Below are 22,011 nucleotides of genomic sequence, written 5' to 3' on the forward strand. Positions count from 1 at the left end.
TCAGGTTCCTTCCGGTGCAGGGTCGTCTGCGGTTCGGGCGTGCCGGGTCGGGCGGGCGGTCAGGCGGTGGGGTGCGGCATCGCGCGGCAGTGCTGGGCGTGGTCCTGGGCCCAGGTGCGCAGCCGGCGCGGGATGCCGAAGAGGGCGAGGTCGGCGGCCTTGCGCTGGGTGCACGTGTCGAGGTTGTCGGTGGGGCCGTAGGGGTCGGCAGCCGGTGCCGGTGCAGGAGGCGCCGAGGGTGATCTCGAACGTGGGGTGGCCGTCCAGGGCGTCCCAGGGGCGGGTGCAGCTGCCGGTCTCGCAGCGGCCGCTGGTGGTGGTGTCGGTGGTGATGTCGACGGTGGCCTTGCCGGCGGTGAGGTAGCGGGCGAGGACGTCGTCGGGCCAGGTGGTCTGGGTGGTGGTCATCGTGAGGTCCCTTCGGTGGTCGGTTAGAACGGCGGTTCGTCGCTGTAGAAGCGGGCCGGGCCGGGGCGCCAGGGCAGGCGCCAGGACGAGAAGCCGGTCATGCAGTCGCAGAACTCCCAGCCGTCTTTGCGGTACCAGCCGCGGTGGTCCTGGCAGTCGGTGCAGCCGGGCTTGGGGTGGTGCTCGACGAAGAGGTCGTACGGGCCGGCCATCACCTCCCAGCGGCCGATGCGCAGGTGGCGGGGCGCCCTGGACAGGCGGGCGCGCAGCCGCTGGGCGGGGGAGCGGCGGATGGGGGCGGGCGGTGTGTGGGAGGTGGCGGCGAGGTCACGCAGGACCGTGACGGACGCTTCGAGGGCGGGCGGCAGGGCGGGGTCGGAACCGAGCAGGTTCAGGGTGGCGGCGTAGACGAGATCGGCCTGGGTCATGCGCGTTCTCCTCGGCGAGGTGGCGGTGTCGGCCGGGCGGCCGGCCCCTGTCCCCGGGGTGCGCGCCGCCCGCCGGGCTGGGTGCCAGGCGGGCGGTACGGGCCGGGGGCGAGGCCGGTCGACCGGGTCGTCAGCTGATGAGAGCCAGGACCGCGACGGCCGCGAGGGCGAGGAGGGTGAGCAGCGCGTTCGACGGGATGTTGACGCAAGCCTTGAGCTGTTCGATCTCGGCGGTGATGGCCTCGCACTCGCCGAGCAACTGGGCGTGGGACGCGGAGCCCGCGGGCACGTTGGCGAGTTCCTCGCTGAGGGAGCGGGGGGCCTTGCGCAGAGCGGCGATCTTGTCGTCACGGTTTACGGCGATCAAGGGGCTCGATCCTTTCGGGAACGGGGTCGGTGGGCGGTTCGCGGTGCGGGGCGACGGCCGCGCGCCGCGCCGCCTCCTCCGCCTCCAGCACCGCCGCCCGGACCCGCTCCAGCTCGGCGCGCAGCTCCTCCACCCGGGCCAGCGCGGCCCCTTCGCGTTCCTCCAGCAGCCCCAGCACCGACGGCATTCGCCACCTCCGCACACAGCGAGCGTGAACACAGCGGATCCAGCCTGCCTACCCGGCGACGACTACATGCCTGAACAGCGAAAACTTGAAGCTACGTCCCCTTTGGGAATCGCTTCTCAGGCCAGCGGCATGCATGCTCGGCCTGGAGCTGCACGCGTCCGCGCTCAGGCCCAGCCGGTAGCCACCGGCATCCCGTGAGTGGCGGTGCCGGTCAGCGGCAGCACACGATCAGCGCAAATGGCTCGACCGTGAGCAACACCGGTGTGTGTGCCGCTCCTCAGCTGGCAGTGAGAACGTGGTCGGCGCGGTGGAGAAAGTCGGCGACGTTGGGTTCGGTGCGCCAGGGGTTGAGCGCGGTGGTGAGGGTGCGCAGGTAGCTGCGGCTGCGGTTGGAGCGGACGGTGCTGAGGATGGTGAGTGCCCGCTCGCCGGATTCGAGGCCGGGTTCGAGGTTGCGCTGCTGGAGGTGGGCGGTGGCGATGACGGTCTGGCGGATGCCGACGGCGCGGCTGAAGTCGGCGGCGGGCATGGCGGTGGCCTGCTGGTTCCAGAGCAGCGCCTCGGCGGGGAGCTTGAGGTCGCGGTAGATCTCGGCGGCGTCGGCGGCGACGCGGGCGCGGGTCAGGTAGGCCAGCCAGTCGGGGTCGCGCTCGTCGGTGTCGGCGGCGTCGACCAGGTGCTCGCAGAGGCTGAGGGCGGCGGCCGCGGCGCGGGCGTCGCCGGCGAGGCCATGGGCCCGGGCCTTGGCGAGCTGCGCGAAAGCGAGCACCCGGGCGGGAGCGTCGTGGTCCTTGGCGCGCTCATAGGCGCCTTCGGCCATGTCGACGGCCTCGTGCGGGAAGCCGCACAGGTAGACGTGCAGGGCCATGGTGGCGAGCACGTACGAGCCGACGGCCCGGTCGCCGGAGGCCCGGGCGAGGCGCAGAGCCTGGACGAAGTGGGCCTGGGCGCTGGCGTGGTTGCCCATGTCGACGTCGTGCCAGGCTGCGACGCGGGCGAGTTCGGCGGTGGCGGCGAAGAGCTCGGAGCCGACCTTGTCGGTGAAGGTGCCGCGCAGCAGTGGGGCGGCGCGCTGGGTGAGGCAGTCGGTGACCATGGAGGCGCGCCAGTTGCCGCCGCCGAACTTGGAGTCCCAGCGGCGGGCTTCGTCGGCGGCGGCGCGCAGTTCGAGGATGTCGGCGCGGCCGACGCGCGCGCCGGCGACGCGGGCGTGGGGCGGGTCGGCGGGGACGGCCATCCAGCGCATGGCCGCGGGGCCGTAGGCGGTGAGGGCGAAGGGGCTGGCCTTGACGAAGCTCCGGCGGTCCACAGTGCTCCAATACTCGGCCGCGAGGTTGAGGGCCTGATCGGGGTCTCTGTGGAAATTCAAGCCGGTCTCGACGGTGGGCGTGGGCGTGTCGGCCATGCCCATCTCCGAGAGTGACACCGTCCGGCCGAGCCGTTCGCTGAGCGCGAGGGCTAGAAGCGCAGGTGCGGGCGCGTCCGGGACCATCGCGCGGACGGTCCAGTTCCTGATCGAGGTATGCGTGTACGCGCGGTTGACGCCGGCGCGGGCGGCGAGTTCGTTGACGCGGTGCGCGAGGGCGGCGTTGCTGGCCTTGCTCTCCTCGATGAGCCGGGCGAGGCGGTGGTTCGGTTCCCGGCGTGGCGCCATAGCGACCCCTTTGGGTGTCCGATCGGACCAATGGGCTCCGGGGCGGCTCTCGTTCCCCGCGGCCGCTCTCCCGGGCCCCTGAGCGTATCCCCGACCCCGGCCCTGTGAACGGGGTTTCGTGATTGTGAGCCCCCATCGTGAGCCCTCCCTTGGACACCGCTGGGAGGCGTTTGCTGGTTCTCCCCTGCTCAACGTCGACAGGAAGGGTCCAGCCATGGAAGAAGTGCTGATCACCGGCGGTGCGGGCTTCATCGGCTCGCACTTCGCCAGGCGTCTGCTGCGCGCCGAGGACGTGGCCCGGGTGACCGTGCTCGACGCCCTCACCTACGCGGGCAGCGTCGAGAACCTGGGCGAGGCGATGCTCTCGCCCAAGCTGACGTTCGTCCACGGCAACATCGGCGACGCCCAGCTGGTCGACCGGCTCGCCCGGGAGCACACCGCCATCGTCCATTTCGCCGCCGAGTCGCACGTGGACCGCTCGTTCCGCGACACCGGGAACTTCCTCAGCACCAACGTCCTGGGCACCTGCACCCTGCTGGAGGCCGCCAGGAAGGCGAGCATCCGCCGGTTCGTCCACGTGTCCACCGACGAGGTGTACGGGCCGCTGGTGGCCGGCCAGGCCGCCGAGACGGACCCGATCCGGCCCAGCGTGCCCTACGCCGCCTCGAAGGCCGCCAGCGACCTCGTGGCGCTGTCCTACTTCCAGACGTTCGGCGTGCCGGTGTGCGTCACCCGCTCCTCGAACAACTACGGGCCGCGCCAGCACCCCGAGAAGATCATCCCACTGTTCATCACCCGCCTGCTGAAGGGCCACGTGCTGACCCTTCATGGGAACGGCCAGCACGTACGCAACTGGCTGCACGTCGAGGACAACTGCCAGGGCATCGAGCTGGTCCTGCGCGCCGGCACCCCCGGCGAGGTCTACAACATCGGCGGCGGCACCGACCTGACCAGCAGGGACCTGACCGGCATCCTCCTGCGGATGTTCGGCACCGACTGGGACTGCGTGCGCTACATCCCCGACCGGGCCGCCAACGACCTGCGCTACGCCCTGGACTGGTCGAAGGCCGCCGCTCTCGGCTACTGCCCCGAGCGCGGGCTGGAGGACGGTCTGGCGGAGACCGCGGACTGGTACCGCAACAACCCCGACCGGTGGGCGCCGCTCCTGCGTATCCCCGCCCACGCCCCGCAGCCCATCTACCACCCCGTCTGATCCCTCAGGAAGCCGACGCGCGTCCCGGTCACCGGCATCGGAGCCGTCCACACCGCCAAGCCCCGCACGTCACCCTCAACCCAAACCAGGAGGCAGCATGCCTGAGAACTGGCCCCTGAACGCGCTGCTCGTACTCGGCGCATCGGAGGAGCACATCCCCCTCTACCAGGAGGCGGGGCGCCGGGGAATCCCGACCATCGCTGTCGATATGCGGTCGGAGGCCCCCGCATTCCCATTCGCCGACGCGGTCATGCAGGTCTCCACCCGCGACGCGGAGGCCATCGCCGACACGCTCGGCGACACACGGCCCGCAGGGATCGTGGTCGGCGCGACCGACGCCGCACTGCCCACCTGGCGTGTCCTGGGCCTGCGCTACGGCATGCCCTACGTGTACCCCGAGGCGGCCTTGGCGGGTCTCGACAAGGCCGCCTTTCACGAGGTCGTCGCGTCCTGCGGTGTCGCCGGGTACGGGTGGGCCGCGTCGGACGACCCCGGCGAGGTCACCGCGAAGGCGGCCGGGTTGCGCTTCCCGCTCATGGTCAAGCCGGTGGACGGGTCGGGCAGCAAGGGTGTCACCCGTGTCACCAGCCCTGACGGGCTGCTTGCCGCCATCGCCCGTGCGCATGCCTACTCCGCGTCCGGGACCGTGATCGCGGAAGAGTTCATTCACGGGAGGCAGTTGACCATCGACCTGTTCCTCCGCGACGGCACGTCGGTCATGACCTGCATCAAGGATCAAGCCCTGGTGGCCGGCAGAAGCGTCGTCAGGCGGATCAGCACGGCGCAACTGTCCCCGGCGCAGCACCGCCGCCTTGAGGGAGTAGCCGAGCGGCTTTGCGGTGCTTTGGGCATCGTCAACGGGCCCGCGAACTTCGACCTCGTCCTTGGCGAGGACGGCCACGTGCGCATCGTCGAAGCCAACCCGCGCCTCAGCGGAGACAGCATCCCGCGCCTGCACGAGGCCGCCTACGGCGTCAACGTCGTGGGCGCGCTCATCGCACTCGCGCTCGGTGAGCCGTTCGACGCCTATCTGACGCCGACGCGCGACGCGCACGCGGCGGTGGAACTGCTCGGCTCTCCCCTCCACGTGGAAGGGGAACTGACCACGTGGGAAGGCGTCGCCGAAGCCCGCGACGTCCCCGGCGTCACCGGCATCGAGCTGTACGCCAAGCCCGGAGACCCTGTGCACCCGCATGACCAGTCCGGCCACAAGATCGGCATGATCACCGCCGCCGGACCGTCACCCGCAGATGTGGCCGCGGCCCTGGACAAGGCCAGCTCACTGCTCCGACCGATCATCCGACCGACCCAGGAGGCATCATGACCATCCCGTCGCGGCCCGACGCCGCACGCAACGCCAGCCCGTATCTGTACGGGACGGAACTGGAGGCCGTGGAGCGCGTCCTGGCTGACGGCCAGTACGGGCACACCGCCGTCACCGAGGAATTCGAGCAGAAGATCGCGGCGTTCCTCGGCGTCCCGGACGCGGTGGCCGTAACCTCCGGCACCGCCGCCCTGCACACCGCCCTCATCGCCGCCGGGATCGGCCTCGGCCAGGAGGTGATCGTTCCGTCCCTGACCTTCTGCGCCACGATTCAGGCGATCCGCGCCGTGAACGCCAGCCCACGGTTCATCGAGGTCGATCCGGCCACACTGTGCATCACCCCCGAGCAGGTGATGGAAGCGATCACCCCGGCCACCCGTGCCGTGATGCCCGTCCTGTTCGGCGGCCGGGCCGTCGATCTCAGCGCGATCCACGACACGCTCGCCGAACGCGGCATCTCGATCATCGAGGACGCCGCCCACGCCTTCGGCTCCTACCAGAACACCGCCCATGTCGGCGCAACCGGCACCCTGACCTGCTTCTCCTTCGGGCCGATCAAGAACCTCACCTGTGGCCAGGGCGGCATGATCATCCCCCGGAACCCGGAGGAGGCCGAGACAATCCGCCGCCTGCGTCTGCTCGGCGTCGTCCAGTCCCAGCAGGAGCGCGCCACCATCACCACCTACCGCGTGGACAGCTTCGGCCTGCGCTACCAGCTGTCCGCGATCAACGCCGCCATCGGACTCGCCCAGCTCGCCAAGTTCAAGACCACCGAGGTCAACCGGCAGGAGCTGTGGCGGTCCTACCGATCCGCCCTGCGCGGAGCCGACGGCGTGACGCTGGTGGACCCGGACGTGGACCGCACCGTGCCGCACCTGTGCGTGGTGCGCGTGCCCCGCCGCGATGAGGTCTTCCAGATCCTGCGGTCCCAGAACATCGCCGTGGGCGTCCACTACCCGCCCAACCACCTCCAGCCGGCCTTCGCCCCCTGGCACCGGCCGCTGCCGGTCACCGAGCAGGCCGGCCGGGAGATCCTGAGCCTGCCGTGCCACCCGCACATGACCGATGACGACGTTCACCACGTCGCCGCCGCGCTGCGGCAGGCCGTGGCCACCACCGGAGGCGCAGCCGCCCCCGTCCGTCGCGGCGGCGACGCGGTGACGGTCCGCTCGGCCGGTCTGATCGGTGAGCGGGACGTGCCGGACCCGATCGGCGGCAGCGACGATGTGTTCGATGGCTGCGGGGTCCTCATCGAAGCAGGAACCGCCCTGCACCTGCCCTAGGAGCGGTGACCCACCGCGGCATCCAGCAGCACGTCCACCAGCCGCTCGGCAGCATCTGGCCGGCCGAAGGAACGGGCACGCTCCGCGACCCCGGCCCGAAGTGCGGGGTCGCGGAGCAACCGCTCCACAGCAGAATGGAACAGCTGCGGCGTCACGTCGCCCAGGAGGGCCACCGCCGCGCCGGCCTCCTCAAGGTGCCTGGCGTTGTGGGCCTGCTCGTTGCCGGCCGAGCTGGCGAGCGGGATGAGGACTGCGGCCTTGCCCAGGGCCGTCAGCTCGGCGATCGTCCCCGCGCCGCTGCGGGAGACCACCACATCGGCCAGTGCCAGGACGTCGGGCAGCTCTGGCCCGACGAACCCGGTCAGCAGGTAGCGGGAGGCGAGCTCTGCGGGAAGGCCCGCGGCGCGAGCCCGCAGCGCCTCGACGTTCGCCGGTCCGCACTGGTGGATCACGTTGGCGTCGGTCAGCAGCCACGGCAGTACGTCCGCCACCAGGCCGTTGATCTGCTCCGAGCCCTGCGCACCGCCGGTGATGTACACGGTCGGCAGGTCGCGGCGGAAGCCGAGCAGCCCCAGCGCCCGGATCGCCTTGTCCGCATCACCGGTCAGCACCTCCGGGCGCACCGGGTTGCCGGTGACGACTGCGATCCGCCGGAACGTCTCGGGCAGCAGCGGCACGGTGGACTCGGAGGACACCGCGATGCGGGCAGCCCGTCCCGCGAGCGTCCGGTTGGCCAGGCCCAGGCGCACCGTCTGCTCGTGGACGACCAGCGGACGACGACACAGTGAAGCGGCGATGCCCACCGGCACGGCCACGTATCCGCCCGTGGCCAGCACCACGTCAGGGTCGAAGCGGGAGACCACGGCGCGGGCCTGCGCGACCCCGAGCGGCACCCGCGCCATGTCCCGCACGTTCGCCGGAGAGACCATCCTGAGCGGGTTCCGGTGGCGTCGGATCTTCCCCGTGGCGACCGCGGCGAACGCGATGCCTTCGCTCGCCGCAACCCTGGACTCCAGGCTGTCCGCCGTGCCCACCCACAGGACATCCAGTGCCCGTCCCGCAGAGGCCAGCCTCGCCCGCGCCGTGCGGACCGCGGTGAGCGCCGGGTAGGTGTGACCGCCGGTTCCGCCCCCAGTGACGACGAGCCGCAAAGCCCGCTGCGGAAGACGGTCGACGGCATCGCTACTCACAGGAAAACTCCCAGAATTCGGGTGACGGACAGGGCGGACGATAGCAGGGCACTGCTGCGCCGAACTCCACGTGCAGACCGGGTACTTCACTCCAACGGGCGCATGTCCGCGGCGTTGGGAGATGGGTAGCGGCTCTGGTCCTCAGCTCCTGGCGCAGGAGGGGCAGCGGGGGTTGCGGGGGTAGGTGAGGGGGGCGAGCGGCTGTCCGGCGGGGGCGATGAGGCTGTGCCGGTGGACGGTGGAGGGTGCGAACTCGCGGGTCTGGGTGAGGTGGGTGATCGCGGCGTGGGCGGCGTAGGTGCCGGCGAGGCCGGCGAGGCCGGCGGTGACGGCGGTGACGGCGGTGACGGGGTGGCCGATCGTGCGGGGCAGGGCGGCGGGCGCAACGTCGGCGTGGATGCCGGGCAGGCCGTGGGCGAGGGCGTCGCCGTGGCGCAGGCACTCCCAGCACGGCCGGCCCCGGCCCGGGACGAACAACGTGGTGCTGATGACGGGGCCGTGGTAGCCGGGGTCGATCCAGGCGCAGCCGGATTCGAGGGCGGCGCGGTTGGCGGTCAGGCGCAGGCCGTCGGTTTCGTCGGCGGCGAGGATGAGCAGGTCGCACCCGCGCATCAGGTGTGCGAACTGGGGGCGGCGGGTGATCTGTTCGGGGATGGCGACGACGTCGAGGTGGGGGTGACGCTCGGCCAGCCGCTCCCACGCGGCGTCCACCTTGGGGCGGCCGATGTCGGCGGTGGTGTAGAGATGCTGGCGGGAGAGGTTCGACTCCTCGACGGCGTCGTGGTCGGCCAGGACCAGGCGGCCGGTCCCGGCGCCGGCGAGCGCGGCGGCGGCGACCAGGCCGGTGCCGCCGATGCCGACGACGGTCACGACGGAGCGGGCCAGGATGCGCTGCAGGTCCCAGCCGGTGCGGCCGGGGCGGCGGTCGACCATCTCCAGGTACTCGGCGGTGCGCCGGCGGCGCTGGACGGTGCCCGGATCGAGGCCTGCGGGCGGGCCGGCGGCCGCGTCCTGCACGTGCCCGGCCCGGATGAGGTCGGTGAGCAGGGCACCGATGCGGGCGGAGGAGACCTCGGGGTGAGTGGCCTCCATGGTCCGCAGGACCTCGGCGGTCGTGCGGGTGCCGTCCAGCAGCTGCAGCAACGGCCGGCGCCAGCCGTCGGGGTCGGGCAGGGTGCTCGCGATCCCGGGGAGCGCGCCGATCTGCAGACGGCCGTCGGGGCGGATGGTGAGCTGGTGTTCGGTGCGCAGGCGGGGGGTGCCCATCTCGGTTCCTCGGGGTCGGGGGACGGAGCGGGCCCGGCACGGGGCCGGGCCCGCGTTTCGGAAGCGCCGGTGGGCTACTGCCCGGAGACGGTCAGGCCCAGGAGCTCGGAGTCGGCGGCCGGGCGAAGGCCGGTGTCCTCCTGCTCGGCGTCCTGCGGCTCGGCGGACAGGACGGGGGTGTTCTCGTTCATGGTGTTCTCCCTGGTGTTCATCGGCCGGTGGTTGTGGCGTTATCGCCGAGACCATGGAAGCATTAACCAGGCACTCACGGAAGGGTTTTCCGGAGGATTCCAGAGGGTATTTTCCGGTGCATTTTTCGGGCATCATTAAATTCCGGACCGGCTATTCCAGGGTCCGGTTTCAGAAGGGGGTTTGTGTGGTGGTGGATGTCCTTTCGGGTCTTGATGAGCGGCTGGTCGGCTGGGCGGAGCTGGTGCCCGACGCCGAGCTGGTGCCGTCGGTGGAGGAGTTGGTGGCGCGGCTGCGCGATCTGGCCCGGCGCTCGCCTGGGCTGTGCCGGATGCGGCAGATCGGCAGGTCACGGGCGGGCAGGGCGCTTCAGGTGCTGTCGGTGGGGTCGGGGCGGCGGTCCGTGCTGGTGGTCGGCGGCCCGCACCCGAACGAGCCGGTGGGGTATGCGACGGTGTCGTTTCTGGCGGGTCTGATGGTGGAGCGGCCGGAGTTGCGCGACGGTGTGTCGTGGCATTTCCTGCCGTGTGTTGATCCGGACGGGGCGGCCCTGAATTCGGAATGGACGATCCTGCCGATCGACCTGCACATCGCACACCGATATTTCTACCGTCCGGCGATGGCGGAGCAGCCGGAATGGACTTTCCCGGTTCCGTGGGGGGACGGAATCCACCGGTTCGGGCTGCCGGCGCAGGAGGCGCTGGCGGATCTGGTGGACGAGCTGGAGCCGGCCGTCGCCGTGTCCCTGCACAACTCTGAGTTCGGTGCGCCGTTCTTCGTGGCGAGCCACGACGTGCCGGGCCTGGCCGGGCAGCTGGGCGCCGCCGCCGCCCGGCACGGTCTGCCGGTGGCCGACGCGGCGCCGGGCGACGTCGTCGGCTGGCCGCAGCTCGGCCCCGGTGTCTACCGGATGCCGCCGGTGGAGGAGCTGGTGATCCGCGACCACAACCGGCAAGCACCGGCGTACGGGGCGCACCTGAGCCACCACGCCGCCCGGCACGGCACGCTGACCCTGCTGCCGGAGGTCCCCCGCTGGCGGACCGGCACCCGGTTCGAGACGTCGCCGCCGGTGGCGTTCGATGTCCTGGCCCAGGCGCTGGCCGCCGAAGCCGCCGAGGTCCGCCGGCTGATCGGCCAGACCGCCCTGCCGGACGAGGTGTTCGCGCGCGCCGTCGCCGACACCCTGGCGGTCACCGACACCGTCGTGCGCTCCTGGCAGCAGCGCGCCGCCACCGGCGAGCCGGTGCCCGGCGGCGAACTCGCCGAAGCCCACTACACCCGGGTCATGCTGACGCTGCGCACGGCCGGGATGGCGACCCGGGCCGCCGCCGACGCCCCGCCGTCCCGCACCGTCCTGGCCGTGCGCGCCCGGCTGGAGAAACTGCTGTACGAGCGGGCCGAGCAGAGCCAGCGGCAGCTGCGCGCGACGGCGCTGCCGCTGCGGGACCTGGTCGCGGTGCAGGCCTGCGCGGCGCTGGCGGCCGTCGCCCTCACCCGGTAGGTGCCCGGCCCGGGCGGCGGCCGCCACCGCACCCGGGCCGGTTTTCACGGGCGGCGCCACGACCGCGCCTCCGCCGGAACCGGCGCCCGGACCGGGGCCCGCCCGGAGTCGGGGCCGGCCGGCGCCTGTGCGCGCGCCATCTCCAGTGCGCGCCACTCGGCGGCCAACGCCTTGCGCCAAGCCTCCAACTCCTCGAACCCCGCGGAGATGCTGCCGGCCGCCTGCAGGGTCTCCTGGACGACGGTGCGGGCCGACTCGGCCAGACGGTGCGCCTCCTGCGCCGTGGCGACCGCGGCCTGGATCTCCCCGGTCAGGTCCCGGACTTTGCTGCGCAGCCCGGCGTTCTCCACCCAGAGCCTGGTGACGGCCTCGACCTGGCGGCCCGCCTGCCCGAGCTGCTCCAGCATGGCCTCCGCGTTCGCCCGGCTGTCGGCCAGCTGAGCCGTGACAAGGGCCATCTGCTGCCGCAGGCGCTGGTGCTCGGCTCGCTCGCGGGCCGCCTCGGCCAAGGCGCCGGCCCACTGGAGCGCCGCCGCCGTGGCATCCTCGGGCGTGTCGTAGATCACCCGGGCCGCCCAGAGCGCAGGGACGGTCGCCTGGTGACCGCCCAGCCGATCCCAACGACCGCACCCCTCTGGGCATGGCCGGTCGACCTCACCCAGTATGACCGCCGTGGTCTGCTCACCGAGGCCGAGGCAGAGGCCCTGCGGGACTTCAGCATCGATGAGATTCGCCGCCACGACCTGGCTGCGGACCTTGTGTCTCTGAGACCGGCCGCCCGGCTGGTCCCGCCTCTCGCTGATGTCCTTGATGCCCTGCACCTGCCACCGGACGACCGCCATCAGCGCCGGTATGCACGCGATGCGGCAGGCCTCGTACTCCTCCGCAGCGGCGAGCTCCGCCGGGCCTTCTGGGGCTGGTCGGTGCAGGACTGGGTGGACCTGATCAATGCGGACGGCGCCGAGTTTCGGCGCTCCTGGGGCGGGCAGATCGGCCCCAATGCCCGGCCGTTCCTGATCGCCTATGCCTACCTGCTCGGCGAGTTCACGGCCTTCGAGCGGCTCGGTCGGTTCATGCGGCCGAGCCTGGCCCGCCGGGTGTTCGGCGCCGGACCCGTGGACGCGGCTGTCGAGCAGGTCTGCACGGTGCTGGCCGACTGGGGGTATCGGCGCGATGCGCAGAAGCTGGAGACGGTGGTCTGCCAGGTGCTGCTGTTGAACCGCAGCCCGCAGTTGGAGGACCTGTCCACCGAGGCCCTGGGTGAACTACGTGAAAGCCCGGCGATGGGCGGGCAGTGGGGCAAGGACCTGCACGGCGTCCACCGGGCGGTCGCCGCGCTCGGCCACGCGGACCCGCCGAGGTTGGGCCCTGAGGCCGGGCCAGCGGAGATGGAGGGAGTGCCGAGCGGATGGGCGGGGTGGGTTGAGCGGTGGTACGCGGCATCGACGTTGACGCCGAAGATCCGCAGGAGCTACCGCAGCGTGCTCGCGAAGATCGGCCGGTGGCTGGCCGCCGAGCATCCCGAGGTCACCGAACCGGGTCAGTGGACCCGCCAGATCTGCGCGTCCTGGGTCGCGGCGGTGGACCGGATGGCGGTCGGCGACTTCTCCCAGTGGACCCACGGCATGCGCTCGCAGGGACGCATCGGCAAACCGCTCACCGCGCAGTCGAAGTCCGGCTACCTCAAGGTCCCCCGCGCGTTCTTCCGCGACCTGCACGAATGGGAGTTGGTCCCGCGCCGCTTCGATCCTGCCCAAGCCTTGCGGACCCCGCGAAGCGTCCGCGCGTTGATGGGCCCGGACCCGCGGGTGATCGCCGACGACATCTGGGCGAAGCTGATGTGGGCGGGCCTGAACGTCGAACCCGGTGACCTGCCGACCTCGGACAGCCGCACCTACCCGGTCGAACTGATCCGGGCCATCACCTTGACCTGGCTCTTCGCCGGCCAGCGAAGTGACGAGATCGCCCGGCTGCGGGTGGGCTGCATCCGCTGGCAGCACGACGGCCTGCCGATCCCCGGTGACTCGGGCGAGGTCCTGGCACGGGACGCGGTCTGCCTGTTGGACGTCCCGACCCACAAGACCGGCACTGCGTTCACCAAGCCCGTCGACCCACTCCTGGGCAAGGCCATCGAGGCATGGCAGGCCGTCAGACCCGCCCAACCGCAGATGCTCGACCACAAGACCGGCCAGTTGGCCGACTTCCTGTTCGCCCACCGGGCCCGCCGGGTCGCCAAGCACTACATCAACACGGCGATCATCCCGATGCTCTGCCGCAAGGCCGGCGTCCCCACGGCCGACGTCCGCGGCAACATCACCAGCCACCGGGCCCGGTCCACGATCGCCAGCCAGCTCTACAACGCCAAGGAGCCCATGACGCTGTTCGAGCTGCAGGAATGGCTCGGTCACCGCACTCCGGAGGCGACCGCCCATTACGCGAAGATCACCCCGAACACCCTGGCCAGGGCCTACAACGACGCCGGATACTTCGCTCGGAACGTGCGCACCATCGAAGTCCTCGTCGACCGCGACGCCGTCGCGTCCGGTGCCGCCGCCAGTGGCGAGCCCTGGCAGTACTACGACCTGGGCCACGGCTGGTGCACTTACAGCTTCTTCGAGCAGTGCCAGCACCGGATGGCCTGCGCGCGCTGTGACTTCTACACCCCCAAGGACTCCAGCCGGGGCCAACTTCTGGAGGCCAAGGACAATCTGCAGAAGATGCTGGCCAACATCCCCCTCACCGACGACGAACGCGCCGCCGTCGACGATGGCCAAGCTGCCCTCGATCAACTCCTCGCACGACTCACCGACGTCCCCACCCCGGCCGGGCCGACACCACGCCAGCTCGGAATACCCGCGACAGCCACGTTGCTGCCCGTCATCGAGGTCCGGCACAGCAAGCAGCCGGCGGGGAGCCGCGAAGAGCCGTTCACGACCGGCGGCACCAACTGAAGGGCGAAGTGTGACGTCTCAACCTGCCCCGGACCTGGCCAGTCTCTATCCTGAACTCGGCCAGGTCGGCACCCTCCAGATCGCCCTACAGAAAGCCGTTGACCAGGCTGGATTTCAGTTTGCCGTGCTTCCCGAACGAGCTCCAGGGTGGAGACGATCAGGAGCTCGGGCGGACCGTGACAGCCGGACGACGAGCGTTCACCTGGGTATCCAGAACCGTTGCTTCGTCATGAGCTTCTGGGAACGCGGTGTCACGATGGCGAAGGGCGCGACAACCAGTTTGAACGAGGCTGCCACGGCCACCGGGGTCTGGCAGTCCGGCGCCAACTTGAAGGATCTGCAATCCGCATGCCCGTTCGTCAGCTACGGCCCGCTCGCCGAGGCCCACGAGCGCGGCACCGCGGTCGAGACCATGTGGACGATCTACCGCCAGACCACGGCGTCACACGTCGACCACGACCTCATCGAAGCTGCCTACGTCCAGCCACAGCTGCGAGCCTTGTTCCCCTTCCACAGCCACAGGTCACTGAACTTCAGCCGCTGCACCGGATTCCCCTACACCCACGACGTTCCAGTGGTTACTCCCGTCGACGGGAGATACCGCGTCACCTGGTGGAAGACCCGCTCGCCCCATGGACCGGCGGACATCGGAGAGGCTGACAACCCTCGTGATGCAGTCGCCCTGATCGTCGCCCACCTTCCCCCCGAGTGCGGGCCGGCAGTCGCTGGCACTGCCAATGACCTTGACAAGTCAGATTCCACATAAACGGGGGGAAGTCGGCGGGCAGCGCGGCCCATTTGACGCCGTTGTCGACGAGGTAGCGGATCGCGTCGAGCATCTGGCGGTGGCAGTAGCCCTCCGGCCGCCCGCCTTGGCCGCTCATCCACGCCGGCACTGGCAGCAGGTCCCGCACCGCCGCCCACTCGGCGTCGGTCATGTCGCTGTCGTAGCGTCGAACACGATCGCGGTGGTCGCCCGCATTGCCGTACCGGTGCGCGAAGCAGTCACACCTTGGGGGAACGGAGTTGCGGCCGACTCCGGCGACGGCGTACAAAAGCGGCAACAGGGCCTCCTTGTGGCTTTTTGGTCTCGACAACCTCCAAGCTGCACAGGGGCCCTGTCTTCATGCGGCGACAACGCCGTGATCACCCGAATCGGGAACCATGGAACACTCGTGCTAATCCCAAGCCCCGCGACGGGTTTGCGGATCGCTTCTGACACCACGCTGAAGCCCTGTCAAACCCACGCGTACCGTGCCCGGAGCGACAATGGCCGCTAGGCTGCAAAGTGCGAGCTGACTACGAATGAAGCGGCACGGTCAGTCGGGGTGAAGTCCAGGACGGGGCTGCCGTCCGAGGCGTGGTAGCCGAGGATCCTGATCGGGGAGACTCCGCTGGATACCGACGCCGTGACATAGATCGCGTCGCCGATCAGGTCCATCTTGAATTTCGCTCCCGCGCCCGCCTTGGTGGGCCTGGACCACACGTGCGAGCCGTCAGTGCCCTTGAAGGCGTGGAGGGTGTTGTCCAGCACGGCGTAGACGATGCCGTTGGCGTAGCACGGTTGCCAGGAGGACTGGGACTGCGAGGCAGTCTGGGATGCCCAGAGTATTCGGCCGTCTTGCGCGCTGCGCGCGCGGAGGGTGACCGGGCCTGTGGAGGAACTCGGGGGCGCCTGCTCAAGGATGATGAACGCTGGGATGTCCGCCGCGAAGATTGGCCCGCCCGAAACATCATTCGGCGCAATGCTGTATCGGGTCTGTCCGTCGCTGATGTTGATGGCTTGGCACTTGTACGACGAGTCAGAACTCACGCCGTCGTCGGTCATCACGACGTAGCCCGGTGAAGTGTCCATCCCGAGCGCGCCGTGCCCCGGGTCCAGGGTGTGCGTCCATGCGGCGCTGCCGGTGGCGGCGTCGATCCGCTGGATGGCTGATGGGTGGACGTTGACGAAGACTGCGTCCGCTCCTGCCGTTGCCGAGGCCTGGACGTCCATCACAAAGTCTGAAGTCGAGACGGTCCAGAGTCGTTTGCCCTGCGGACTGATCGCCATCAGCTCCGACCCGAAACCCAGGACAACGCCTGAAGGGGTGACTCCCGCTGGGTTGAAGTTTCCGCGGGAGACTGGCACGCGCCACAGGATCCGGCCGTCGCGCCCCAGGCCGGTGACGCCGTCGGGGGCGAGGACGTAGACCAACTCTCTACCTGCCGGCAGCAGCACCAGGGGCGAGGTCGTCGACCAGTCGCCGGTGACGGTGGAGTCGTCGGTGATGCGGGTCGTCCAGATCCGTTGCCCGGTCCCGCTGTCATAGCCGTAGACCAGTCCGTCGTTGGGAGCTGTCATCGCGATGACCTGCCCGCTGGTGGCCTTCTCCGACGACATGATCCACGCGGTCGCGCCGGCGCCGCCGACGGCGAGGGTGGCAATACTCAGGAGGACGGTGCGTCGCCCGATTCCGGGCCGCGCGCGATCAGTGGGGGCTATTGCGGCTTCGGCGTTTTCGGGCTCTTGTGCTGGACCTGTGGGTCGGGTCATGTGAGTTGGCGGCGGGGCAGGGCTGGGCGGTTGCCGCCGAGGCAGAGCATGACGAGGGCGATGACGGCGTCGGCGGAGCGGAAGCCGAAGCCTCGGCGGATGATGAGCCTGGTCTTCGTGTTCGTGGACTCGATGAGTCCGTTGCTCAACTCCTCGACGATCGCGTGCAGGATGGCGTCGTGGTGGCGCTGGACCTTGCGGGCGAGTTCGACGAAGACCGCAATCCGCGACCGCCGCGCCCAGGACAGCCAGCGGTCCAGCGCCTCGGTCGCGGCAGGCGCGCCTTCTGTTCTGGCGATCCGGTAGATCGTGCGCAGTCCCTCCTTGAGGAGGTAGGCGCGGTGCAGGCGCGGGTCGTTGGTAGCGATCCAGGCGAGTTTGGCCTGCTGACGGGTGGTGAGGTCCTCGGGGTTCTTCCACAGAGCGTGGCGGGAGTGCTTGAGACGGCGGGCGAGTTCGGGATCTGCCGTCTGGCGCCTGGCGTGGTTCCAGGCGGCCCGGCGTTCCTCGTCCAGGGCCTCGGTGGCCCACTGCACGACGTGGAAGGGATCCATGGCGCGGACCGCGTTCGGGGCCCGCTCGGCGACGACATCGGCGATCCACTCGGCCCCGTCCGCGCTGATGTGCGTCAGCCGGTGTGCGCGGTCGGCGCCGAGGGCGTCGAAGAACGAGCGGAGCACGTCCTTGCCGTGGCCGTCGGCCATCCACACGACATGCCGGGACTCGTGGTCGACCACGACGGTCATGTACTTCTGTCCGCGCCGGTAGGAGATCTCATCGACGCCGATGCGGCGCAGGCCGGCCAGGCGGTCGATCCCGACGTCCGCCTCGGCCTGGTGGCGGGTGAGGATGGCTCCGACGGTACGCCACGCGGTCCGCATCAGATGCGCGGTGGCGGACTTGGAGCACTCGGTGGCCATCCACGCGACCTGCTGGTCGAAGTCACGGGTGTGCCCCGCATCGTGCCGCGCCCATGGGACGGCGGCGACCACGACCCCGTGCCGCTTGCAGGTTACGCGGGGCGCGTCGGCCTCCAGATAGAGCTTGAGTCCGCCGGCGTCCAGGTGCCTCCAGCGCCGTCGTCCCGCCCCGGCGTCGAACCCCGGGCAGCGGGTGCCGCAGATCCCGCATCGGCGACGCGCCCGGGACCTGGGCCGGACCGTGACCACGATGACCTGCGACTTCTCCTCGAATCGGACGTCCTGCGCAACCGCCTGCTCGCATCCGACCAACGCGTTCAATACCGTGGTGAACCGCACGCCGTTCTCCCTGCACTCCAGATCCTGAGTCTCGACACCTCAAGATCTGCACAGGGGACAGGGGACGGCGTGTACTGCGTCAGGCGCTCCTCAACGACCCACAGATGGAGCAGAAGAGCCCGTTTTCGGTCAGGGGAACGTCCGGAGTCGGCAGCTTGGTGGTGCTGCCAGGTGCGATGGGCGGCGCGATCGACCCTTCGGTTGGCCAGCCGGAGCCCGGCACGACGGGTTCGCTGATCGGGGTGGCGCTCGAGGGGTCTTCGTGGTCGCCGCGAGGCTGGGTGCTGCCGTGGCCGCTTGTGTGCGGGGAGCTGGGGGAGTGGCTTGCGCCCTCGGGGCCGATGGGCTCCTGGGCGTGCTGCGACAGCGTTCGCGGCTTGGTCGGGGCTGCCGCTGGTCCCGGAGCGGCGGCTGTTGCCTGAGCCGGGTGGGGCCGTAGGCTCTCGGCTGCCTGCGCCGGGCCCTCGTCGACCCGTGTTGGGGCCAACGCGGGTGAAGCGGGTTGCGGCTGCCGCCGTGCGGGGACCGTGGGTGCCGTCTGCCCGGTCGGTGCCGTCGCGGGTGGAGTGAGGGCTTTGAGGCGGCCGTGAACCTCCTCGGCGCCGACGGGACGCTGATCAGGGTCTTTGGCGAGGAGTTCGGCCACGAGCGCGTCAAGGGGCAGCGGAACGTCGGGGCGGCGGGTACTGGGGGGATCGGGGATGCGTTGGACATGGGCGAACATCAGTGCGGTGGTGGGCAGGTCACCGAAGGGCGTCTCGCCGGTCAGGAGTTCATGCAGGACGCAACCGAGGGAGTAGAGGTCGCCTCGTGCGTCCTGGTGGCCGGTGTTGAACCGCTCCGGCGGCATGTAGGCGAGCGTTCCCATGATCTGGGTGCTGGTCAGGTCGCTGGTCTCCAGGCGGCGGGCGATGCCGAAGTCGAGCACCTTCACCGCCCCGGCATCCGTGAGCATGATGTTCGCCGGCTTCAGGTCCCGGTGCACGATCCCGGCCCCGTGCGCGGCCGCGAGAGCATCGGCAGTCTGCGCGGCCCACTCCACGGCCTGCCCGATGGGCGGGACGCCGTCCTCGCGCAGGACCTGGCCCAGGTTGCGGCCGCAGACCAGCTCCATGACCAGGAACAACGTCCCGTCGCCGTCACGACCCAGGTCGTGCACGGTAACGACCCCGGGATGGTTCAACGCGCTTGCGGTGCGGGCCTCGCGGAAGAACAACTGCGCAGCGCTGTCGCTGTCGAGGTGGGTGTGCAACAGCTTGACCGCGACCTCGCGGTCAAGCACCTTGTCACGGGCGGCCCACACCTCACCCATGCCGCCCCGACCCAGCCGTGCGTCCAACTCGTAGCGGCCCGCCAGAACCCGCCCCATCCAGCACCCCCATAGTCCGGACCGCGCAGCCCTTCCGTGCGCCGAAGGCACAAGCCAGGCGGAGACATCATATGGCTCTCACCCGGATCCCGACCGGCAGATCCGCCGTAGAGACACCCCACCAGCGCTGTGCCGACCGCCGCGTCAACCGCAACGCCCGCGGCGAGTTCTTCTATGTCAGCCCCGACGAGTTACGCGAAGGCTTGCGAGTGTTTGCCGGCCAGCACCTCGCGGAGTCACCGACGAACCCGAAGCGCTCGAATGGCGGGCAAGTCGCGGGGAACAGTCGACATGAGGAACGCCTCCGAAGTCCCTCGCCGACAGGGACCTCTCCTGCCCGGCCGCCGCCACCTCCAGTCCGGGGCTTGCTTCAATCTCCACCGGTCGCCCAGCGTCCGGATCATGATCGGAAATGCGAAAGTGCCTTCTGAGCTGCAACGATGAGGCTTGTGTAGGGTCTCTGTCGTTCCAGTGGGACGCGGAGCCCTTGCCCTGGGTGGCCGTGCTGCCGGGGCACGCGACGCCTGCCGACTCCTCGCGTTCCTCGGCCTCGCGTGATCAGAAAACGGACGCCCGTCGACTACGCCGAAGCCCTGCGTAGCGAACAAAGGAGTCAGCCTCCGCGATGGCCGTGCCGATGCCGATCAGCAGGTGGAACTTGCCAGTGCCGGAGTCCCCGATGAGTACCAGCGGGCGCCCTGCCGCACCACTCCACGGGACGCCATCCGAACTTACGCTGCTGCACAGAAGCTTGATGGTACGTCACGCTAGTATCATGGTTGTGATTGACACCCCAGTGCGCGTCCGCATTGCCCCGTCCCCGACCGGCATGTTCCATGTCGGCAACGCCCGATCGCTGCTCCTGAACTGGATTGTGGCGCGACAGTCAGGCGGCACGCTCGTCCTCCGCATCGAGGACACCGATGCTGCACGCAGTCGCCCCGAGTGGACCCAGGGCATCCTGGATGCGATGGCGTGGCTCGGAGTGGGACCCGATCAGTATGAGGGACCGTACTTCCAGACTGAATATGCCCATCATCACCAGAAAGCTGTTGAACAGCTCCTGAGTGAAGACAAGGCCTACTTCTGCGACTGCACTCGTGAGCAGCTCGCAGAACGCACCGGTGATTCGCGGTTGGGCTACGACGGATTCTGTCGGGATCGCAGTCTGGAGCGCGCTGACGGCCGGGCGGTGCGGTTCCGTACTCCTGACGACGGCGTGACGATCGTAACAGACATTATTCGGGGCAATCCCACCTTCGAAAATTCCACCATCGAGGACTTCGTCATCGCGCGTAGCGACGGGACCTCCGTGTTCCTCCTCGCCAACGTCGTTGACGACATGACGATGGGAATCGACCTGGTAATCCGGGCCGAGGAGCACCTCTCCAACACGCCGAAGCAGCAACTGCTGTGGCAGGCCCTGGGGAAGTCGGCGCCGCGCTGGGCCCACGCGCCCATCTTGGTCAACGAGAAGCGGCAGAAGCTCTCGAAGCGCCGGGACAGGGTCGCGCTAGAGGACTTCCGGGATGAGGGCTACCTCTCCGAGGCCATGCGCAACTACCTGATGCTTCTCGGATGGGCTCCCGCCAACAACCGGGAGATCGTCCCCTGGAGCGAGATGGAGGAGGAATTCCGACTCGAGGACGTCAACCCCGCGCCAACCTTCTTCGATGTCAAGAAGCTGCGTGCATTCAACGGCGAGTACATTCGCGCGCTGGCCTTGGACGAGTTTATCGCGGCCTGCCGGCCCTGGCTCACCAGGGACAACACTCCCTGGTCCGCCGAGGCTTACGACGAGGCGGTCTTCAGCAAAGTCGCCGAGCTGGCCCAGACGCGCATCACGCTGCTGAGTGAGATCGTCGAGATTGTCGATTTCCTCTTCCTCGACGAGCCCGTCGACGACGCGCCCTCCTGGGCAAAGGCCATGAAGGAGGGCTCCGCGGAACTGCTGAAGGACGTTTCGGCGTCTTTCAAGACGGTCGAATGGCAGGCAGGACCGCTGAAGTCCGAGCTTGAGAGGCTCAGTACCCTGCATGGTATGAAGCTCGGAAAGGCCCAGGCTCCGGTCCGTGTGGCGGTCACTGGCCGCACGGTCGGTCTACCCCTCTTCGAATCTCTCGAGGTCCTGGGACGGGAGCGGACGACAACCAGGTTGTTCAAAGCACTGGAGAAGCTCGGTAGCTGACCGGCGAGTCTCCGGGACTCGGGTGGTGGCGGAGGCTCCCGCCACCACCCGACCCTCGAGGACCTGACTGTTCAGTCCTTACCGGCTTCGAGAGCGGTGAGTCGCACGGTCAGCCTCTCCCCCAAGCCGGCAGGCTCCACCCAGGACGTGCCCTTGTAGTGCTGGGAAAGGCGCTCGATAACCTCGGCCGAGTCTGGTGTTCCGAACGTCGCGGTGCCCCGCACCTCGACACTTGCATAGGGGTTGTCCGCTGGATACACCGTCAGCGAGGCGTGCGGAAACTGCTCCAGATTCCGACACTTCGGACGCCCCTTGGTTGTCGACATGAGGACGTCTCCGTCCTCGAAGGCCGCCCATACGACGAACTGCTGAGGACGGCCGTCCGGGCGCACCGTGCCCAGGATCGCCGTGTTCGGCCCCGAGAGTAGTTCCTGCAGACGCTGCAGAACATCCGTCATCTCTGTCTCCCTATGATTGTTTCTGCCAGCCGCACCGTCGCCCGACGGCAGCCGGTCCACGTGCTGCCGCATCGCGGCGACCGTGGTGAGCTCCTGCACCAGTTGCGCGTCGACCCTGAACCCGAACGTGTCGGCTAGTTCGAGCAGAATGGTCACGTGCTGGAGAGAGGTCCACGTTCCAGCGAGCAGACCCGCATCAGGCCCGAGGCTCGACGGGTCGCCGCCGATGACCGACGTCAC

Annotated in this window: 19 protein-coding genes and 1 pseudogene; 7 read left to right on the forward strand and 13 right to left on the reverse strand. The window is 69.7% G+C overall.

Going from position 1 to position 22,011, the window contains the following annotated elements:
- From AB0D10_RS38135 to AB0D10_RS38155, 5 genes are all read right to left on the reverse strand, one after another.
- Complete coding sequence (locus AB0D10_RS38135; RefSeq protein WP_360264991.1) at positions 1 to 408, reverse strand: hypothetical protein; 408 nt, start codon at positions 406 to 408, stop codon at positions 1 to 3.
- Between the two features lie 23 nt (positions 409 to 431).
- Positions 432 to 836, reverse strand: a complete 405-nt coding sequence (locus tag AB0D10_RS38140; protein WP_360264994.1) for a hypothetical protein — start codon at positions 834 to 836, stop codon at positions 432 to 434.
- Between the two features lie 130 nt (positions 837 to 966).
- On the reverse strand, positions 967 to 1,203 hold the full coding sequence (locus AB0D10_RS38145) for a hypothetical protein (protein WP_360264996.1): 237 nt from the start codon (positions 1,201 to 1,203) through the stop codon (positions 967 to 969).
- Positions 1,184 to 1,390 carry a hypothetical protein gene (locus AB0D10_RS38150; protein ID WP_360264998.1) on the reverse strand — a complete coding sequence of 69 codons (207 nt, stop codon included), beginning with the start codon at positions 1,388 to 1,390 and terminating at the stop codon, positions 1,184 to 1,186. The genes AB0D10_RS38145 and AB0D10_RS38150 overlap by 20 nt, the downstream gene beginning before the upstream one ends.
- A 277-nt stretch (positions 1,391 to 1,667) precedes the next feature.
- A complete protein-coding gene (locus AB0D10_RS38155) occupies positions 1,668 to 3,044 on the reverse strand; it encodes a sporulation protein (RefSeq protein WP_360265000.1) in 1,377 nt (458 codons plus the stop codon).
- Between the two features lie 214 nt (positions 3,045 to 3,258).
- Here AB0D10_RS38155 and rfbB point away from each other — a divergent pair, with 214 nt between their 5' ends.
- The 3 genes from rfbB (at position 3,259) to AB0D10_RS38170 (ending at position 6,864) form a co-directional block, all read left to right on the forward strand.
- Positions 3,259 to 4,257: a dTDP-glucose 4,6-dehydratase gene (gene rfbB / locus AB0D10_RS38160; protein ID WP_360265002.1), complete on the forward strand. Its 999-nt coding sequence runs from the start codon at positions 3,259 to 3,261 to the stop codon at positions 4,255 to 4,257.
- Between the two features lie 97 nt (positions 4,258 to 4,354).
- A complete protein-coding gene (locus tag AB0D10_RS38165) occupies positions 4,355 to 5,581 on the forward strand; it encodes an ATP-grasp domain-containing protein (RefSeq protein ID WP_360265005.1) in 1,227 nt (408 codons plus the stop codon).
- Positions 5,578 to 6,864 carry a DegT/DnrJ/EryC1/StrS family aminotransferase gene (locus AB0D10_RS38170; protein ID WP_360265007.1) on the forward strand — a complete coding sequence of 429 codons (1,287 nt, stop codon included), beginning with the start codon at positions 5,578 to 5,580 and terminating at the stop codon, positions 6,862 to 6,864. The genes AB0D10_RS38165 and AB0D10_RS38170 overlap by 4 nt, the downstream gene beginning before the upstream one ends.
- Here the strand turns inward: AB0D10_RS38170 and AB0D10_RS38175 are convergent.
- Entirely contained in the window at positions 6,861 to 8,054 is a 1,194-nt protein-coding gene (locus AB0D10_RS38175) for a UDP-N-acetylglucosamine--N-acetylmuramyl-(pentapeptide) pyrophosphoryl-undecaprenol N-acetylglucosamine transferase (RefSeq protein WP_360265010.1), read from the reverse strand. The two genes, AB0D10_RS38170 and AB0D10_RS38175, sit on opposite strands and share 4 nt — an antisense overlap.
- Before the next feature lie 141 nt (positions 8,055 to 8,195).
- On the reverse strand, positions 8,196 to 9,320 hold the full coding sequence (locus AB0D10_RS38180) for a ThiF family adenylyltransferase (RefSeq protein ID WP_360265013.1): 1,125 nt from the start codon (positions 9,318 to 9,320) through the stop codon (positions 8,196 to 8,198).
- A gap of 244 nt (positions 9,321 to 9,564) precedes the next feature.
- Here AB0D10_RS38180 and AB0D10_RS38185 point away from each other — a divergent pair, with 244 nt between their 5' ends.
- Positions 9,565 to 11,010 carry a M14 family zinc carboxypeptidase gene (locus AB0D10_RS38185; protein ID WP_360265016.1) on the forward strand — a complete coding sequence of 482 codons (1,446 nt, stop codon included), beginning with the start codon at positions 9,565 to 9,567 and terminating at the stop codon, positions 11,008 to 11,010.
- Between the two features lie 44 nt (positions 11,011 to 11,054).
- Here AB0D10_RS38185 and AB0D10_RS38190 read toward each other — a convergent pair whose 3' ends face one another.
- Positions 11,055 to 11,852 carry a hypothetical protein gene (locus tag AB0D10_RS38190; RefSeq protein WP_360265019.1) on the reverse strand — a complete coding sequence of 266 codons (798 nt, stop codon included), beginning with the start codon at positions 11,850 to 11,852 and terminating at the stop codon, positions 11,055 to 11,057.
- Positions 11,853 to 11,945: 93 nt separating this feature from the next.
- Here AB0D10_RS38190 and AB0D10_RS38195 point away from each other — a divergent pair, with 93 nt between their 5' ends.
- Positions 11,946 to 13,961 (forward strand): tyrosine-type recombinase/integrase, encoded by a 2,016-nt coding sequence (locus AB0D10_RS38195; protein WP_360265022.1) that lies wholly within the window; start codon positions 11,946 to 11,948, stop codon positions 13,959 to 13,961.
- Between the two features lie 412 nt (positions 13,962 to 14,373).
- Positions 14,374 to 14,727: a DUF6193 family natural product biosynthesis protein gene (locus AB0D10_RS38200; RefSeq protein WP_360265080.1), complete on the forward strand. Its 354-nt coding sequence runs from the start codon at positions 14,374 to 14,376 to the stop codon at positions 14,725 to 14,727.
- Here AB0D10_RS38200 and AB0D10_RS38205 read toward each other — a convergent pair.
- The 4 genes and pseudogenes from AB0D10_RS38205 to AB0D10_RS38220 all read right to left on the reverse strand — a co-directional run.
- Positions 14,726 to 15,028 (reverse strand): annotated as a pseudogene (locus AB0D10_RS38205) (transposase); the annotation flags it as partial. The gene AB0D10_RS38200 and the pseudogene AB0D10_RS38205 overlap by 2 nt on opposite strands.
- Positions 15,029 to 15,237: 209 nt before the next feature.
- Positions 15,238 to 16,344, reverse strand: a complete 1,107-nt coding sequence (locus tag AB0D10_RS38210) for a PQQ-binding-like beta-propeller repeat protein (RefSeq protein WP_360265025.1) — start codon at positions 16,342 to 16,344, stop codon at positions 15,238 to 15,240.
- Positions 16,345 to 16,493: 149 nt separating this feature from the next.
- Positions 16,494 to 17,756: an ISL3 family transposase gene (locus AB0D10_RS38215; protein ID WP_360265028.1), complete on the reverse strand. Its 1,263-nt coding sequence runs from the start codon at positions 17,754 to 17,756 to the stop codon at positions 16,494 to 16,496.
- A 79-nt stretch (positions 17,757 to 17,835) separates the two neighbouring features.
- Positions 17,836 to 19,125: a protein kinase gene (locus AB0D10_RS38220; RefSeq protein ID WP_360265031.1), complete on the reverse strand. Its 1,290-nt coding sequence runs from the start codon at positions 19,123 to 19,125 to the stop codon at positions 17,836 to 17,838.
- A 775-nt stretch (positions 19,126 to 19,900) separates the two neighbouring features.
- On the opposite strand from AB0D10_RS38220, the gene gltX reads away from it, so the two are divergent.
- Positions 19,901 to 21,313 (forward strand): glutamate--tRNA ligase, encoded by a 1,413-nt coding sequence (gltX, locus tag AB0D10_RS38225; protein ID WP_360265034.1) that lies wholly within the window; start codon positions 19,901 to 19,903, stop codon positions 21,311 to 21,313.
- 71 nt (positions 21,314 to 21,384) lie between these two features.
- On the opposite strand, the gene AB0D10_RS38230 is transcribed toward gltX, so the two are convergent.
- Positions 21,385 to 22,011, reverse strand: a complete 627-nt coding sequence (locus AB0D10_RS38230) for a PPOX class F420-dependent oxidoreductase (RefSeq protein ID WP_360265037.1) — start codon at positions 22,009 to 22,011, stop codon at positions 21,385 to 21,387.

The organism is Kitasatospora sp. NPDC048545 (assembly GCF_040651155.1).
Taxonomy (GTDB): Bacteria; Actinomycetota; Actinomycetes; order Streptomycetales; family Streptomycetaceae; genus Kitasatospora.

Bases quoted from the DNA above. Each gene is read 5' to 3' on its own strand.
- AB0D10_RS38135 (WP_360264991.1), bottom strand. From the start codon at position 408: ATGACCACCACCCAGACCACCTGGCCCGACGACGTCCTCGCCCGCTAC.
- AB0D10_RS38185 (WP_360265016.1), top strand. From the start codon at position 9,565: ATGGAAGCATTAACCAGGCACTCACGGAAGGGTTTTCCGGAGGATTCC.
- gltX (WP_360265034.1), top strand. From the start codon at position 19,901: ATGGTTGTGATTGACACCCCAGTGCGCGTCCGCATTGCCCCGTCCCCG.
- AB0D10_RS38190 (WP_360265019.1), bottom strand. From the start codon at position 11,852: ATGGCGGTCGTCCGGTGGCAGGTGCAGGGCATCAAGGACATCAGCGAG.
- AB0D10_RS38210 (WP_360265025.1), bottom strand. From the start codon at position 16,344: ATGTCGTCGGAGAAGGCCACCAGCGGGCAGGTCATCGCGATGACAGCT.
- AB0D10_RS38155 (WP_360265000.1), bottom strand. From the start codon at position 3,044: ATGGCGCCACGCCGGGAACCGAACCACCGCCTCGCCCGGCTCATCGAG.
- rfbB (WP_360265002.1), top strand. From the start codon at position 3,259: ATGGAAGAAGTGCTGATCACCGGCGGTGCGGGCTTCATCGGCTCGCAC.
- AB0D10_RS38140 (WP_360264994.1), bottom strand. From the start codon at position 836: ATGACCCAGGCCGATCTCGTCTACGCCGCCACCCTGAACCTGCTCGGT.
- AB0D10_RS38200 (WP_360265080.1), top strand. From the start codon at position 14,374: ATGTGGACGATCTACCGCCAGACCACGGCGTCACACGTCGACCACGAC.
- AB0D10_RS38150 (WP_360264998.1), bottom strand. From the start codon at position 1,390: ATGCCGTCGGTGCTGGGGCTGCTGGAGGAACGCGAAGGGGCCGCGCTG.
- AB0D10_RS38165 (WP_360265005.1), top strand. From the start codon at position 4,355: ATGCCTGAGAACTGGCCCCTGAACGCGCTGCTCGTACTCGGCGCATCG.
- AB0D10_RS38170 (WP_360265007.1), top strand. From the start codon at position 5,578: ATGACCATCCCGTCGCGGCCCGACGCCGCACGCAACGCCAGCCCGTAT.
- AB0D10_RS38180 (WP_360265013.1), bottom strand. From the start codon at position 9,320: ATGGGCACCCCCCGCCTGCGCACCGAACACCAGCTCACCATCCGCCCC.
- AB0D10_RS38220 (WP_360265031.1), bottom strand. From the start codon at position 19,125: ATGGGGCGGGTTCTGGCGGGCCGCTACGAGTTGGACGCACGGCTGGGT.